The organism is Streptomyces silvisoli (assembly GCF_029269905.1).
In the GTDB taxonomy this organism is placed as follows: domain Bacteria; phylum Actinomycetota; class Actinomycetes; order Streptomycetales; family Streptomycetaceae; genus Streptantibioticus_A; species Streptantibioticus_A silvisoli_A.
The window spans coordinates 238,104-252,899 of the sequence record NZ_JARJBC010000003.1; the positions used below are offsets into that span (position 1 = coordinate 238,104).

Consider the following 14,796-nt stretch of genomic DNA (forward strand, 5'->3'; position numbering starts at 1 on the left):
TGCCATAACGATCATCGCGTAATGCGGCCGCCCAGAGGGCCCAACACGCTGACCCGCGGGGGGTGGTTGTGGGGCACATAACGGCGTGGCGCCGTGGCGCCACGCCCAACGCACTTGATCAGATGCCGTGTTTCCGAAGGATTTCCTCAATGTCCCCCATTTCGGAGGAAAGTTCATCGTTCGCCGCGCCCTTGCCCTTCGCCTTGACCGCGGGCTTCGACCGGCCCAACCGCGGTGCGGAAGCGGCGGCGACCGCCTGACCGCCCCGCGACGCCCGGGCGGCCTCGCGCTCGGCGCGTGTGACCTGCTTCGAGTCGCCGAACCGGGTGGAGACGTAGAGCGCCACGGCCAGAGCCAGCACCGCGAAGCCCGCCCACACCGTCGGCTTGAGCACCAGGCCGCTCGCCCAGCTGCCGACCGCACTGCCGATCTTGCCCGCCAGGGTGATCAGCCCCGCCTCGTACAGTCCGACGGGCAGCAGTGCCAGTGCCGCGATGCGGGTCGCCCGGCGGAACCGGCGGCGCCAGGCGGTCAGCAGCGCCACAGCGAGTCCCGCGCCGGACAGGGCGACGCACACGGTGGCGGTCAGCATCGCCCACTCCTCATGCCGATTCCGGACATGGCCACTCCAATCAGCCGGATGTGCGTCATCTCCATCGTGCACCGGCCGCGGCGCCGCGGGCCATGCCCGGACCCCGGCTTCAGGGAGATCTCGGGGTGATGATCCTCCCCGCGACCTACTGAGAGACTGGCCGTATGAACGAAGCCAAACCCCGCAGCGCGACCCTCGACTTCTGGTGCGACCTGCAGTGCCCGGACTGCCGCACCGCCTGGCAGCAGGATCTGCGGGAGCTACGCGACCAGTACGGCGACCGGCTGGAGATCCAGCTGCGGCACTTCCCCCTGGAGAAGCACAAGTACGCCTTCGCCGCGGCGCAGGCCGCCGAGGAGGCCTTCGTCCAGGGCAGCGGCTGGGAGTACGTCGAGGCGGTACTGGACCGGATCGAGGAGTTGGAGCGGCAGGGCGAGCCGCTGCTGGTGCGCATCGCCGAGGAGTTGGGGCTGGACGACGAGGAGATGGACACCGCCCTGGTGGACGGCCGCCACATCCTCACCGTCGACGCCGACCACGCCGAGGGCAAGGCGATCGGTGTGACGGGCACGCCGACGTACGTGATCGCGGGCGTCCGCCTGGACGGCGGCAAGAGCCAGGCGGGACTGCGCGAGCGCATCCGGCAGCTCGCGGACGAGGCCCTGGCTTCGCCCTCGGCGTAGCGGCTCGACCCAGGGCTTGGGCGCGGGTCGGGAGGGCCTAGAGCAGGGGCTTGGCGAGGTACACCGTCGTGGAGCGGTAGCCCAGTGACTCGTAGAGTCGCTGGGCGGGCGTGTTCCCGGCGAACACGTGCAGGCGGAGGCTGCGGACACCGGCCGCCAGGCACTCGCGTTCCGCCAGCAGCATCAGCGTGCGGCCGTGGCCCTGGCCGCGTCGTGCCGCGGCCACCTCGACGCTGTAGACCCAGGCCGAGTCGGCCGACCCGAGTCCCAGCCACAGCCAGCCGACGTCCTCGCCGCCCTGCGTGAGCACCCTGAGCACCGCGTCCGCGGTGTGCGGGCCGTCCGGCAGCAGCGTCCGGGACTCGCCGTCGGCCTCGGCCGACGCCTGCTCGTACGGCACTCCCCGCCGCACCCAGCCGTCGATGTAGCGTGCCCGGTCACGCTCATGCCAGGCCGGGTACTCGTCCTCCCTCATCGGCCGCACCACGACGCCCGGCGGCAGGTCCGGCGGGGTGCGCGGCAAGAGCTTGACCATGCCGTGGCTGCGCTCCACGTAGCCCAACGCGCCGACAAGTCGCAACGCGATCTCCGCATCGGCCGGGACCCGCAGCTCCACCCGCCGGCACCCCCAGCCGCGCAGCACCTCCTCAGCGGCGAGCGCCGCGACCGTACCGCGACCGCGTCTGCGGTCCGGCTCGTCGATGTCCAGCGAGACGATGCGCCCGACCTCGGGGCCGAACCGCCGGTCCGTGGCGAGCTGGATCGTGCCGACCGGGCGGCTGTTGACGCACACCGCGAACCGGCGCGATCGCCCTCCGTCCGCCTCACGCCGCTCCGCCTCCGCGGGCCGCAGGGTGGTTGTCATGGCTTCGCTCCCCCTCCCGTGGCGGCCTCCCGCCACCCATCACCTCACGGATTGCCGTCCGCCGCCGACCGTTCGGCGAACACCCGGGCCGCCTTGGCGGTGACCGGGCCCGGCGCGCCGGGCAGTTCGCGGTCGTCCACCCGGTGCACCGCCTGCACATCGCGTGTCGAGGAGGTCAGGAAGACCTCGTCGGCGATGTCGAGCACATCGAGCGGCAGATCGGCCTCGCGCGCCCCGGCCCAGTCGATCACCAACTGCCGGGTGATGCCCGCCAGACAGCCGGAGTCCAGCGGCGGCGTGACCAGTTCGCCGCCGAGGACGACGAAGACATTGGTGCCGGTGCCCTCGCACAGCCGCCCCCGGGTGTTGCCGAAGACCGCCTCGGAGGCACCGCGCTCCCGGGCGCGGGCGAGGGCGACCACGTTCTCCCCGTACGAGGTGGTCTTCAGGCCGGCGAGGGCGCCGCGCTCGTTGCGCGGCCAGGGAACGGTGACGATCGCGGTGGTCTCCGGCCGTCGGGCCGTCCGCTCCAACGCGACGACCAGCGTCGGCTCGCCGTCGCCGCGTGCGGAGCCGAGCGGCGCGATGCCGCCGGTGTAGGTGATCCGCAACGCCCCGTAAGGCGCCGGGTTGGCGTCGAGCACCGCCAGGCAGGCCTGGCGCACGCGGGCCGGGTCCGGCTCGGGCAGCCCGAGACCGCGCGCCGAACGGGCCAGCCGGACCAGGTGCCGGTCCATGGCGAAGGCGGTGCCGTTGGTCGCCTTGAGCGTCTCGAACACGCCATCGCCCACGGTCAGACCGTGGTCCAGCACGGACACGGCGGCACTGGCCGCGTCCCTCAGTTCACCGTCGACCCAGATCTTCACCGTCGCCGTCCTTCGCTCATGCGCCCCTTCCGTTGTCGACGCTACCCCCGCCCACCCTCTACCTGCCCGGCACGCTGCGGAAACGGAATTTGAGCTGACGCGGAATTCCGCTAGAGTTCAACACGTCGCCGGGACGCGGAAGCGAACCGGCGGAGATCGCTCCCGGACGGTGTCCGGGGGAGACACACGCGGACGTGGCTCAGTTGGTAGAGCATCACCTTGCCAAGGTGAGGGTCGCGGGTTCGAATCCCGTCGTCCGCTCGGAGGGGGTCCTTGGATCCTCGACATGGTGGAGTGGCCGAGAGGCGAGGCAACGGCCTGCAAAGCCGTCTACACGGGTTCAAATCCCGTCTCCACCTCGGACGATTAGCTCAGCGGGAGAGCGCTTCCCTGACACGGAAGAGGTCACTGGTTCAATCCCAGTATCGTCCACTGGGTCCGCGAGGACCCAACGGTGCCCCTGCGGTACCACCCGCGCGATTAGCTCAGCGGGAGAGCGCTTCCCTGACACGGAAGAGGTCACTGGTTCAATCCCAGTATCGCGCACCAGGCCCCACCAGGGCCTTTGCACAAGGACGATTAGCTCAGCGGGAGAGCGCTTCCCTGACACGGAAGAGGTCACTGGTTCAATCCCAGTATCGTCCACACCATGGCTGAGGGCCGGAGCGATGCTCCGGCCCTCAGCCGTTTCCGCCAGCCCCGTAAAGACACCGAGAAAAACACCGAGGCCCGGACACCTCCCCCAGGTGTCCGGGCCTCGTGCCGTCCGCTACGCCCCCCGTCCCCACGGGGTCCTGTCGCCGGTTTCCCGCCCGGGCCGCTCTCCCGGACCTCGAACGCTTCGTCAGCGCCCCATCAACCCAGCTACGGACGACGCCTGTACGACCACGGCGTGCCAGCCACCGCATGCCACGGCGAGCAGCACAGCCAGTGGGGCCGCCATGGCCACCGCCACCAGCGGGTGCCGGGTCCCCGTCCGGCTTCCCGCGAGCAGCGCGGTGGACCTCAGCTCGCGCACACGCTTGACCGCACGTGCCGCCGAGTCCGTCATGGCCGCTCCCCCTGACCCTTCTCTTCCACACCGTGATCGTTCGCACTGCTCTCCAGCTTTGGCGGCGGCGGGCATCTGACCTCGGGGGACGAGTGCTCCTCCCGCCGCTTGACCTCAACACTAGGCGCGCGGAGCGGCCTGGTCGTCATGCCCTCGTACAGCTTCGCGGGCCTCCCGGAGGATGACGCCGGAGCGGCCGGAATACTCCCCTGGTTGGAGACGCCCGCCCGCGTCCCTCAGGGAATCCCCGAGGGGGCGCCCCCGAGAGCGCCCCGGCGGGCGTCAACCGACGCTACGCACCGGCCTCTTCCTCCACATCATCCCTGGGTACCGGCTGCTCCACCAGCGCGAGCACCCGGTTCGCCATGAACCGCGCGGTGCGCACCACGGAGCCGCTCCTGGTGACTTCACTCACTTCGACCACCCCTCGGCGCACCGCCGTCTCCACCCGGCGCCCGGCCCTGGTGGCCACCACCTCATAGGTACGCGTGGTGTCCCCCGCATCCACCACTATCTCCACACGATCACCTTTCATGCCGTCAATCCCCCTAATCCGACCGGCTGTTGGTGGCGTGGGGCGACTCCGCCCGATCGCGCCGGCGGACTCGTCCCCACCAGACCAGGATTCCACCGGCCACTGACAATCCGTCCGTTGACGCGTGCGGCGCCTCTCCGCGTCCCGGCCGGTCAGTCCGTAAGCTGTGCCTCGTCAGACGGACCGGGCGGGTGTCACACGGCGTACGGCGCGACCATCGAGCACGGTGGGGGGCGACGGGCGGGCAGGGCCTTCCCACCGGAGGTAGGGGAAGGACATGGCGATGATGCGGCTCCGGCGCGAGGATCCGCGTGTCGTCGGCTCGTTCCGGCTGCACAGGCGGCTCGGCGCCGGCGGGATGGGCGTGGTCTACCTGGGCGCCGACAAACGCGGACAACGGGTGGCGTTGAAGGTGATCCGCCCGGAGTTGGCGGAGGATCAGGAGTTCCGGCAGCGGTTCGCCCGCGAGGTCTCGGCGGCGCGCCGGATCCGTGGCGGCTGCACCGCGCGGCTGGTGGCGGCGGATCTCGATGCGGACCGGCCGTGGTTCGCCACCCAGTACGTGCCGGGTCCCTCGTTGTACGACAAGGTGAGCGCGGAGGGGCCGCTGCCCGCCGCCGAGGTCGCGGCGATCGGCGCGGCGCTCGCCGAGGGGCTGGTGGCGGTGCATGACGCGGGGGTGGTGCACCGGGATCTGAAGCCGTCGAACATCCTGCTCTCCCCCAAGGGTCCGCGCATCATCGACTTCGGCATCGCGTGGTCCACCGGCGCGACCACCCTGACGCACGTCGGCACCGCGGTGGGCTCCCCCGGGTTCCTCGCGCCTGAACAGGTGCGCGGTGCGGCGGTCACCCCGGCAACGGATGTTTTCGCGTTCGGCGCGACGCTGTGTTACGCGGCGGCGGCCGACTCCCCCTTCGGACAGGGCAGTTCGGAGGTGATGCTGTACCGGGTGGTGCACGAGGAACCGGATCTGCGAGGGGTACCGGACTCGCTGGCGCCGCTGGTGCACGCCTGTCTGGCGAAGGAGCCGCAGGACCGGCCGAGCACGGCCCGGCTGGCGGAGCGGCTCTCTGAGATCGCCGCCCGGGAGGCGCGGGGGCTCGGAGTGCCCAAGGCGCCCGTTGCGCGCAGTGACCGGCCGGTCGGCCGCCGCGCCCAGGAGTACGCCGAGCAGCGCACCGAGCGGCGCGTGGTGCCCCCGGACCGGGTTTCCGGGAGCACTCCGGTGCGTACCGGTACGCCGCGCACGCCGGCTCCCCGGCCAGCCGCGGGACGGGGTGCGGCCCGGCCACCGCAGCGGACTCCGGCGTCCCGGCCCTCTTCGGGCCGCCATCCCGCCGCTCCGCCGCGGCCTTCGGCGGGCCGCGGCGGCCCGGCGACGCTACGGCGGACCGGGCGGCGGGATCGCAGACTGCTGCGGCAGCGGTTGATCGTGTTCGTGACGGTCACACTGCTGGTCGCGTTGGGCATCGCGGTGGCGCAGGGCTGCCAGGGGCCAGCCCGCGGACTCGGGGTCGTCGGCTCGCCGACGGCCCCCACGGCCCGGCCCTCCGACGCGGCGCCGTAGCCCCTTTCCGCCTTTCTGACGGGGCTGACCGGGGGGTGCGGTGGCTGGTTCGCCATGGGTGCCGCACCGCCGGGCGGCCACGCGTGGGCTGGTCGCCGTCGGATCGTTCGGGACACGCCCGCGGAGCCCCGCAGCGGCTTCTGCGGGGCTTCCGGGTGGGGATCCCGTCGAGTGCGCGGGTGATTCGGCACCGCCAGGCCGCGACGTCGTGGCCGCTCGCCGCCGTGGCGGACTTCTTCGGGCACGCCCCCAGTAGCTGCCCCGGTGCGGGGCGCCTTGAGGCGCGCATCTGTCCCCGGTGTCGACGTGCCTCGCCCGGGGATCGGCTCGGGAACCCGTCCGGCGGACCGGAGTTGAGAGCTGGGGGCGCGCCCGAACAACCGCGCCGCGATCCGCGAGTGACCCCCACGGTGCGCCCCGGCGGCCTCGCGTCCGCCCCGGTCCAGGCCGAAGAACGAGCCCGGCGCAGACCGACCCGAAATCCGGCCCCCGGACCCTGGCGCGTTGCGCCGGGCTTCGATAGGTTTCCAAGCGCTTGCTTAGTTCGAGGGCGTGGTGGCCCGGAGAGGACGTGGCTTATGGCGGAGAACGGACCGGACGCGGCGGAGGTGCTGCGGCGGGTGCGGGTGCTGCTCGACGCGTACGACCCCGGCAGCACCGAGCGGCTGGAGTTCCTGCGGGCCCGCTTCGACGCCGGGCTCGCCTGGGTGCACTTTCCGCCGGGGCTCGGCGGGCTGGGCGCGCCGCGCGCCCTCCAGAGCGTGGTGGACGCCGAGTTGGCGGCGGCCGGCGCGCCCGACAACGACCCGCGCAGGATCGGCATCGGCCTCGGCATGGCCGCCCCGACCATCCTCCGGTACGGCACGGACGCACAACGCGAGCGCTTCCTGCGTCCCTTGTGGCTCGGCGAGGAGGTGTGGTGCCAGTTGTTCAGCGAGCCCGGCGCGGGCTCCGACCTCGCCGGACTCGGCACCCGCGCGGTGCGCGAGGGCGAGGACTGGGTGGTCACCGGCCAGAAGGTCTGGACCTCCAACGCCCACAACGCCCGTTGGGCGATCCTCATCGCGCGCACCGACCCCGACGTACCCAAGCACCGCGGCATCACGTACTTCGTCTGCGACATGACCGATCCGGGCGTCGAGGTCCGCCCGTTGCGGCAGATCACCGGCGAGGCGGAGTTCAACGAGGTCTTCCTGACCGGTGTGCGGATCCCGGACACCCTGCGGCTGGGCGAGGTCGGCGACGGCTGGCGGGTCGCGCAGACCACGTTGATGAACGAGCGGGTGGCGATCGGTGGTTCGCCCCTCCCCCGCGAGGGCGGAATGATCGCCAGTGTCGCCGCGACCTGGCGCGAGCGCCCGGAACTGCGCACACCCGAACTGCACGACCGGTTGCTGCGGTTGTGGGTCGACGCCGAGGTCACACGGCTCACCGCCCAACGCGTGCGCCAGCAACTCGCCGTCGGCGCGCCCGGACCCGAGGGCTCCGGGATGAAGCTCGCGTTCGCCCGACTCAACCAGGCCGTCAGCGGGCTGGAGTTGGAACTGCTCGGCGAGGAGGGACTGCGCTACGGGGACTGGACGAACGCCCGCCCGGACACGGTGGACTTCTACGGGCGCGACGCGGGATACCGCTATCTGCGCGCCAAGGGCAACTCCATCGAGGGCGGCACCTCGGAGATCCTGCGCAACATCATCGCCGAGCGGGTGCTCGGCCTGCCCTCGGAACCGCGTACCGACAAGGACGTCGCCTGGAAGGACCTGCCCCGATGAACACCGATGGCCTTGACCTGCTGTACTCCGACGTGGAGGACGACCTGCGCGCGGCGGTGCGCGACCTGTTGGCAGACCGCTGCCCGGCCTCGGCGGTGCTGGCCCGCTGCGACAGCGACACGCCGTACGACCTGGAGCTGTGGCGGACGTTGCAGGTGCAGCTGGGGCTGGCCGGGCTGCTGGTGCCGGAGGAGTTCGGCGGCGAGGGCGGCTCGGCCCGGGAAGTCGGCGTCGTACTGGAGGAGTTGGCCGCCGCGGTGGCTCCCGTGCCCTTCCTCGGCAGTGCGGTACTGGCCACGAGCGCGCTGTTGGGCTGCGACACCGCGGACGGCCAGGTCGCGGCGCTGCTCGGGCGGTTGGCGTCCGGCGAGTCGACCGCCGCGCTCGCGGTGCCGCTGTCCGCCGCGCCCGGCGGCGCGTTCCCGCAGGGCGTGGAGGCTGACGCGCACGGCGCGTTGAGCGGGCGGGTGACCAGCGTCGCCGACGCGACCGTGGCGGACGTACTGCTGGTGCCCGCCGTCGGCTCCGAGGGGCCGGGGCTGTACGAGGTCGCGTCCGACGCGCCCGGTGTCCGGATCAGCGCCGCGACACCACTGGACCTGACCCGGCCCATCGCCGACGTCGAGTTGGCGGGGGTTCGGGCCACCCGGCTCGCCGCAGGACGGATCGCCGAGGCGGCGGTGGACCGGGCGCTGCTGGCCGGCGCCGGGCTGCTCGCCTCGGAGCAGGTCGGGGTGGCGCAGTGGTGTCTGGACGAGACCGTCGACTATCTCGGCCAGCGGCGGCAGTTCGGGCGTGTCGTGGGTTCGTTCCAGGCGCTCAAACACCGCTTGGCGGACATCTGGCTTGAGGTGGTATCGGCGCGCGCCGCCGCACGGGCCGCCGCCGACGCACTGGCCCACGGCGCCCCCGACACCGCCGTACTGGTTCACGTTGCCCAGGCGTACTGCGCACCGGTGGCGGTGCACGCCGCGGAGGAGTGCGTGCAACTGCACGGCGGCATCGGCATGACCTGGGAGCACCCGGCCCATCTCCGCCTGAAGCGGGCCAAGTCCAGCGAGATCGCGCTGGGTACGCCGGGGCGGCACCGGGCGGCGCTCGCCGCCCTGGTGGACCTGCCCCCGGCGGCTCAGGCGACCGGGCGACCGGCCGTCACCGCGTAGAAGGCCACGGCCGCGGCGGCGCCAACGTTCAGCGAGTCCACGCCGTGGGCCATCGGGATGCGCACCCACTGGTCCGCGGCGACCAGCGCCCGGGTGGACAGACCCTCACCTTCGGCGCCGAGCATGAGGGCCACCCGCTCCATCCGGTGCGGTGCCACCACGTCGATGTCCTCGGCCTTGGCGTCCGGGGTGAGGGCGAGAAGCCGGAAGCCGCGCTCCCGTACGGTCTCCAGATCGCGCGGCCACTGCTCCAGCCGCGCGTAGGGAACGGAGAAGACCGCGCCCATCGACACCTTGACCGAGCGGCGGTAGAGCGGATCGGCGCAGTCCGGGGAGAGCAGTACCGCGTCCATGCCGAGCGCCGCGGCGCTCCTGAACACGGCGCCGATGTTGGTGTGGTCGTTCACCGCCTCCATGACCACGACCCGCCGTGCGTCGGCCAGCAGTTCCGACGCGTCCGGCAGTGGTCTGCGCTCCATCGACGCGAGGGCGCCGCGGTGGACGTGGTAGCCGGTGACCTGCTCGGCGACTTCCGGGCTCACCGCGTAGACCGGCGCCGGGACTTCGTCGATGACGTCGCGCATCGTGTCGACCCACTTCGCCGACAGCAGCATGGACCGCATCTGGTAACCGGAGTACCGGGCGCGACGGATGACCTTCTCACCCTCGGCGATGAAAAGGCCTTCGGCCGGTTCGCGGCGCCGTCTCAGCTCCACGTCGGTCAGGCAGGTGTAGTCGCCCAACCGCGGGTCGGCGGGGTCGTCGATCGTGATGAGCTCAGCCACAGGGTGATACTGCCTTGTCCCGCTCGGTGTGCCAACGGCCGGGGCGGCCCGCGTTACCCACGGTTACCGGAGTCGAGGGAGACGACGTCGCCGATGACGATCACCGCGGGCGGCCGGACGCCCTCGGCGGCCACGGTCCGCGCGACCGTCGCCAGCGTGGCGTCGACCCGGCGCTGGGCGGCGGTGGTGCCCTCCTGGACTATGGCGACCGGTGTGTCGGCGTCCCGGCCGTACGCGACGAGGGTGCGGGCGATCTCGCCGATCCGCTCGACCGCCATCATGAGCACCAGCGTGCCGCGCAGCCGGGCCACGGCCGCCCAGTCGACCAGTGAGCTGGGGTCGTCCGGTGCGACATGTCCGCTCACGACGGTGAACTCATGTGCCACACCGCGGTGGGTCACCGGGATCCCGACCACCTCCGGCACGCTGATGGAACTGGAGATTCCGGGCACCACCGTGCAGGCGATCCCTGCCTTCGCCAGTGCCTGTACCTCCTCCATGCCGCGTCCGAAGACGAACGGATCGCCGCCCTTGAGCCGCACCACGGACCGGCCCGCCTTGGCGTGCTCGATCAGCGCGGTGTTGATGGCCTCCTGGGCCATCGCCCGTCCGTAGGGGATCTTCGCCGCGTCGATCACCTCGACGTGCGGCGGGAGTTCGTCGAGCAGGTCGCGCGGGCCGAGACGGTCGGCGATCACCACGTCGGCCTCCGTGAGCAGCCGCCGTCCACGCACGGTGATCAGGTCCGGGTCGCCGGGGCCGCCGCCCACCAGCGCCACGAAGGGGGTGCGCGCCCGGTGGTGCGGGGCGGCGAGCGTACCGTCGCGCAGGCCCTCCACCACCGCGTCCCGCACAGCGGCGGAGCGGCGCGGGTCGCTGCCGGTGAGCACGGCGACGGTCACGCCCTCGCTGCGGCCGGTCGCCGGGGTCCAGGCGGTGGCGGCATCGGCGTCGTCGCTGCGTACGCACCACACCCGGCGCTGTTCGGCCTCGGCGGACGCGGCGGCGTTGACCTGCGGGTCGTCGGTGGCGACCACGGCGTACCAGGCTTCGGCGAGGTCACCCGGCTGGTACCCGCGGCGCTCCCAGCGGATCTCGCCCGCCTCCGCCATCGCCTCCACCGACGCGGTGGCCGACGGCGAGACCAGCACGACGTCCGCGCCCGCCGCGACCAGCGAGGGCAGCCGACGCTGGGCGACCTGGCCGCCGCCGAGCACGACGACACGCCGTCCGGCGAGCAGCAGTCCTACGGGGTATGCGGGCACGTCGTTACGGGTCATGGCGAGTGGCTCCTTCCCCTCCCGGGGGTTTCTGACATTAGCGGGTCACCCGCATACACCAAGCCTGTGGCCTGGCTACTTCACTTCCGGGGCAAGGCCCCGTCGGCTCCCCCACCACGACGGTGTGGCGGCGGGGCAACGCCCTCCCAGGAGGCCGGACAAGCCCCGGAGGCCGGGGAGGGCCAAGCCCTCCCCGGGTCAGTCCTTCTCGGTGACGCCCGCGGAGTCGAACGTCGCGACCTCGTGCATCACCCGGGCCGCGCTCTGCACCAGCGGCAGCGCCAGCAACGCGCCGGTGCCCTCGCCGAGCCGCAGGTCGAGGTCGACCAGCGGGCGCAAGCCCAGCTTGGTCAGCGCCGCCACATGGCCGGGCTCCGCGCTGCGGTGACCGGCGATGCACGCGGCCAGCGCCTCCGGCGCGATGGCCCGGGCCACCAGCGCGGCGGCCCCGGCGCTGACCCCGTCCAGGATCACCGGCGTGCGCAGCGACGCACCGCCCAGCACCAGGCCGACCATGGCGGCGTGCTCCAGGCCGCCGATCGCGGCGAGCACACCGATGGGGTCGGTCGGGTCGGGCTGGTGCAACTCCAGGGCCCGGCGCACCACATCGACCTTGCGGGCGTGCATCTCGTCGTTGATCCCGGTGCCGCGGCCGGTCACCTCGGTCGGGTCGGCGCCGGTGTAGACGGAGATCAAGGCCGCGGACGCGGTGGTGTTGGCGATGCCCATCTCACCGGTGAGCAGCGCCTTGTTGCCCGCCGCCACCAGGTCGCGGGCGGTCTCGATGCCGACCTCGATCGCCCGCAGCACCTCTTCGCGGGTCATCGCCGGACCGGTGGTGAAGTCACCGGTGCCGTGCCGGACCTTGCGCGGCAACAGGCCGGGCGTGGTGGGCAGTTCGGCTGCCACGCCGACGTCCACCACGCACACCTCGGCTCCGACCTGGTTGGCGAACGCGTTGCACACCGCGCCGCCACCAAGGAAGTTGGCCACCATCTGCGCGGTGACCTCCTGCGGCCAGGCGGTCACCCCCTGGGCGTGCACCCCATGGTCACCCGCGAAGATCGCCACGGCGGCGGGCTCCGGGATCGGCGGCGGGCACTGCCGGGACAGCCCGCACAGCTGCGCGGAGATGATCTCCAACATGCCGAGCGCACCGGACGGCTTGGTCATCCGCTTCTGCCGCTCCCACGCCTCGCCGAGCGCCTTGGCGTCCAACGGGCGGATGCCGCGCAGGGTTTCGTCGAGCAGGTCGTGCGGCTGCTCACCGGGCAGCGCCCGGCGGCCGTACTCCTCCTCGTGCACCACCCAGGACAGCGGACGGCGCTTGGACCAGCCCGCCTGCATCAGCTCGGGCTCCTCGGGGAACTCGTCCACGTACCCGACGCACAGGTAGGCGACGACCTCCAGGTGCTCGGGCAGGCCGAGTTCGCGGACCATCTCGCGCTCGTCGAAGAAGCTGACCCAGCCGACGCCGAGCCCCTCGGCGCGGGCGGCCAGCCAGAGGTTCTCCACCGCCAGCGCCGAACTGTACGGGGCCATCTGCGGCTGCGTGTGACGGCCCAGGGTGTGCCGGCCGCCACGCGTCGGGTCGGCGGTGACCACGATGTTCACCGGCGTTTCGAGGATCGCCTCGATCTTCAGCTCGCGGAACTGCTTGGCGCGGGCCTTCGGCAGCGACTTGGCGTAGGCGTCGCGCTGCTTCATCGCCAGGGCGTGCATCTTCTCGCGGGTCTGGGTGGACCGGATGACCACGAAGTCCCACGGCTGCGAGTGCCCGACACTGGGCGCGGTGTGCGCCGCTTCCAGTACCCGCAGCAGCACCTCGTGCGGAATCGGGTCCGGGCGGAAGCCGTTGCGGATGTCGCGGCGCTCCCGGATGACACGGTGCACGGCCTCGCGTACGGCCTCGTCGTAGCCGGTGGCGATCCCGACCGGCTCGGCCTCTCCCGACGCGGGTTCGGCGACGGGCGGTACCGGCTCGGCGGCGGAGGGCTGTTCGGCCCCCTGCGGCCGAGGTTCCGGCGCGGCCTGCGGCTCGGCGACGGTCCGCTCCGGCTGCTCGTCGGCGGCCGGTTCCGCGAGCGGCTCGGGGGTGTCCGCGGCGGGCTCGTCGGTCGTGGGCTGCTGCGGTGCGGCGGCGTCTGAAGCGGGCGCTTCGCCCGAAGTGTCCGTCTCCGGTGTCGAGTTGTTCGGCGCCGCCTCGGTCACCGGCTCGTTCTGGACCAGTACCGGGGCGGGCGGGACGATGGGCTCGCGGTCCAGGTCAGCGAGGCCGCCCGGCTCGTCGGCCGGGGCGTTCTGCGGCGTCCCGGGGACCGGCTCGGCGACCACGGGGGGCGTGACGGGCGTGCCCTGCAGGGGAGCCGGCTGCGCCTCGGCGACCGGCGCCACGGGCTGCGGCTGGGCGGGCGTCTCCTCGGCGGGCGCGGCGGCGCCCTCCTCCGGGGCGGCGGCCGGAGCGTCGGTTTCCGGCGCGGCCTGAACGGGGTCCTGCGCCACAACCTCCGCCGAAGCCGCGGGCTCCGCCGAGGCCGCGAGCGGGTCGGCGGCAGCGGCCGGAGCCGCGGCCTCCTCCCCCACCTGCCGCACCGGCTCCACCGGAACCGGAGCCTCAGCCGCAGCCGGAGCCTCAGCCGGAACCGCGGTCTCCGCCGCAGCGGGCGCCTCGGCAACCGGCGCTTCCACAGCCGGAGCCGAGACCTCAGCCGCGCTTGGAACGGGCGCTTCGGCCTCGACCGGCATGGCGTTCACGGGCTCGTCCGCGCCCACCGCCTCGGCGTCGCCGACCGCGGCTCCCGCCGTCGCGTCCGCGGCGACCCACGGGCCACCGGACACCGGCGCCTCCGCGGTCTGCTGGGCCGGGATCGCGGCGGCCTGCTCGGCCGGGGAGTCGAGGTACGCGGGCTCGGCGGCCTGGTCAACCGTGTCCGGGGCGAGCTGCGGCTCCGGCTGGTGCACGGGCACCGCAGCGGCGGGCGCGGGCGCCGGGCCGCGTTCGGAAAGCGAGCGCACGGAGACCCCGCCCACGGCCTCCGTCGAGGGGTTGGGCATGCCGACGGGCGTCGGCGGCCCCATGTTCAGCGGGCGGCGGGGCGGTGCGGCCTGCCCGGCCGTGCCGGAGGTCGAAGTGGCGGGCGCCGTGAAGTCGGCCGCGCCCGAGTGCTGTTCGCCGTCCAGCGGTGCGACGGCCGGGTCCATCGCGACCGGCTCGGGCTCGACGGGCGCCGGTGCGACCGGCTGCTGCGGCACTGCCGGCGCCACCGGCGGTGACGGTTGCGCGGGGACCGGCTGCGGGTCGCCCCACGAGCCCTGCGGGGCGGGCATCAGCAGCAGGTCGTCCTCGTCGTCGACGGCCACCGACGGCTCGCCGTCCGGCTGGTCGAGGAAGGTGAACACGGGTGTGGCGGGGGCCAGGAACGCCTCGGTGCTCCAGCCGTGTCCGGACTGCGGCGCGCCCGTGGCCGCCGCGTCGGTCAGCCCGGCGTGCGGCTGCGGAACCGCTTCTGCGGCCATGGTTTCGGGCAGTCCCTCAGCGGGGACCCACCCCGTGGCCGGGTTCGCCTCCGCGCCCGCTCCGTGGGCGGCTCGCTCCGCTTCACCGTCCACTCCGCGAGCGTGTCGGCTCGCCGCT

General features: G+C 73.1%; 12 protein-coding genes and 5 tRNA genes. 9 read left to right on the plus strand and 8 right to left on the minus strand.

The genetic code is table 11. From position 1 onward, the window contains the following. Nucleotides 1-118 precede the first annotated feature (118 nt). Nucleotides 119-592, minus strand: coding sequence for a hypothetical protein (locus tag P3G67_RS06670; protein ID WP_276092624.1), 474 nt, complete (start codon nucleotides 590-592; stop codon nucleotides 119-121). Between the two features lie 164 nt (nucleotides 593-756). Here P3G67_RS06670 and P3G67_RS06675 point away from each other — a divergent pair, with 164 nt between their 5' ends. Continuing rightward, nucleotides 757-1,275: a DsbA family protein gene (locus tag P3G67_RS06675; RefSeq protein WP_276092625.1), complete on the plus strand. Its 519-nt coding sequence runs from the start codon at nucleotides 757-759 to the stop codon at nucleotides 1,273-1,275. A gap of 37 nt (nucleotides 1,276-1,312) precedes the next feature. On the opposite strand, the gene P3G67_RS06680 is transcribed toward P3G67_RS06675, so the two are convergent. Next, complete coding sequence (locus P3G67_RS06680; RefSeq protein ID WP_276092626.1) at nucleotides 1,313-2,140, minus strand: GNAT family N-acetyltransferase; 828 nt, start codon at nucleotides 2,138-2,140, stop codon at nucleotides 1,313-1,315. A gap of 44 nt (nucleotides 2,141-2,184) precedes the next feature. Next, entirely contained in the window at nucleotides 2,185-3,006 is an 822-nt protein-coding gene (locus P3G67_RS06685; protein WP_276092627.1) for an aminotransferase class IV, read from the minus strand. Nucleotides 3,007-3,194: 188 nt separating this feature from the next. On the opposite strand from P3G67_RS06685, the gene P3G67_RS06690 reads away from it, so the two are divergent. The 5 genes from P3G67_RS06690 to P3G67_RS06710 all read left to right on the plus strand — a co-directional run bounded on the left by P3G67_RS06690 (nucleotide 3,195) and on the right by P3G67_RS06710 (nucleotide 3,651). Then, nucleotides 3,195-3,267, plus strand: a tRNA-Gly gene (locus P3G67_RS06690). Between the two features lie 27 nt (nucleotides 3,268-3,294). After that, a tRNA-Cys gene (locus P3G67_RS06695) sits at nucleotides 3,295-3,365 on the plus strand. Nucleotide 3,366: 1 nt separating this feature from the next. Continuing rightward, a tRNA-Val gene (locus P3G67_RS06700) sits at nucleotides 3,367-3,438 on the plus strand. Between the two features lie 42 nt (nucleotides 3,439-3,480). Continuing rightward, nucleotides 3,481-3,555 (plus strand) — tRNA-Val (locus P3G67_RS06705). Nucleotides 3,556-3,579: 24 nt separating this feature from the next. Further along, nucleotides 3,580-3,651, plus strand: a tRNA-Val gene (locus P3G67_RS06710). A gap of 199 nt (nucleotides 3,652-3,850) precedes the next feature. Here the strand turns inward: P3G67_RS06710 and P3G67_RS06715 are convergent. Further along, nucleotides 3,851-4,057 carry a hypothetical protein gene (locus P3G67_RS06715; RefSeq protein ID WP_276092628.1) on the minus strand — a complete coding sequence of 69 codons (207 nt, stop codon included), beginning with the start codon at nucleotides 4,055-4,057 and terminating at the stop codon, nucleotides 3,851-3,853. Nucleotides 4,058-4,349: 292 nt separating this feature from the next. Then, a complete protein-coding gene (locus P3G67_RS06720) occupies nucleotides 4,350-4,592 on the minus strand; it encodes a hypothetical protein (RefSeq protein WP_276092629.1) in 243 nt (80 codons plus the stop codon). 277 nt (nucleotides 4,593-4,869) lie between these two features. Here P3G67_RS06720 and P3G67_RS06725 point away from each other — a divergent pair, with 277 nt between their 5' ends. From P3G67_RS06725 to P3G67_RS06735, 3 genes are all read left to right on the plus strand, one after another. Beyond that, the gene (locus P3G67_RS06725) at nucleotides 4,870-6,162 is read left to right on the plus strand and encodes a serine/threonine-protein kinase (protein ID WP_276092630.1); all 1,293 of its coding nucleotides are present in this window, start codon (nucleotides 4,870-4,872) and stop codon (nucleotides 6,160-6,162) included. Nucleotides 6,163-6,740: 578 nt separating this feature from the next. Continuing rightward, a complete protein-coding gene (locus P3G67_RS06730) occupies nucleotides 6,741-7,934 on the plus strand; it encodes an acyl-CoA dehydrogenase family protein (protein WP_276092631.1) in 1,194 nt (397 codons plus the stop codon). Further along, complete coding sequence (locus P3G67_RS06735) at nucleotides 7,931-9,097, plus strand: acyl-CoA dehydrogenase family protein (RefSeq protein ID WP_276092632.1); 1,167 nt, start codon at nucleotides 7,931-7,933, stop codon at nucleotides 9,095-9,097. The genes P3G67_RS06730 and P3G67_RS06735 overlap by 4 nt, the downstream gene beginning before the upstream one ends. Here the strand turns inward: P3G67_RS06735 and P3G67_RS06740 are convergent. From P3G67_RS06740 to cobT, 3 genes are all read right to left on the minus strand, one after another. Continuing rightward, nucleotides 9,064-9,882 (minus strand): TrmH family RNA methyltransferase, encoded by an 819-nt coding sequence (locus P3G67_RS06740; RefSeq protein ID WP_276092633.1) that lies wholly within the window; start codon nucleotides 9,880-9,882, stop codon nucleotides 9,064-9,066. The two genes, P3G67_RS06735 and P3G67_RS06740, sit on opposite strands and share 34 nt — an antisense overlap. A gap of 53 nt (nucleotides 9,883-9,935) precedes the next feature. After that, entirely contained in the window at nucleotides 9,936-11,162 is a 1,227-nt protein-coding gene (gene cobA, locus P3G67_RS06745) for a uroporphyrinogen-III C-methyltransferase (protein WP_276092634.1), read from the minus strand. A 198-nt stretch (nucleotides 11,163-11,360) separates the two neighbouring features. After that, nucleotides 11,361-14,678: a nicotinate-nucleotide--dimethylbenzimidazole phosphoribosyltransferase gene (cobT, locus tag P3G67_RS06750; RefSeq protein ID WP_276092635.1), complete on the minus strand. Its 3,318-nt coding sequence runs from the start codon at nucleotides 14,676-14,678 to the stop codon at nucleotides 11,361-11,363. Nucleotides 14,679-14,796: the final 118 nt, after the last annotated feature.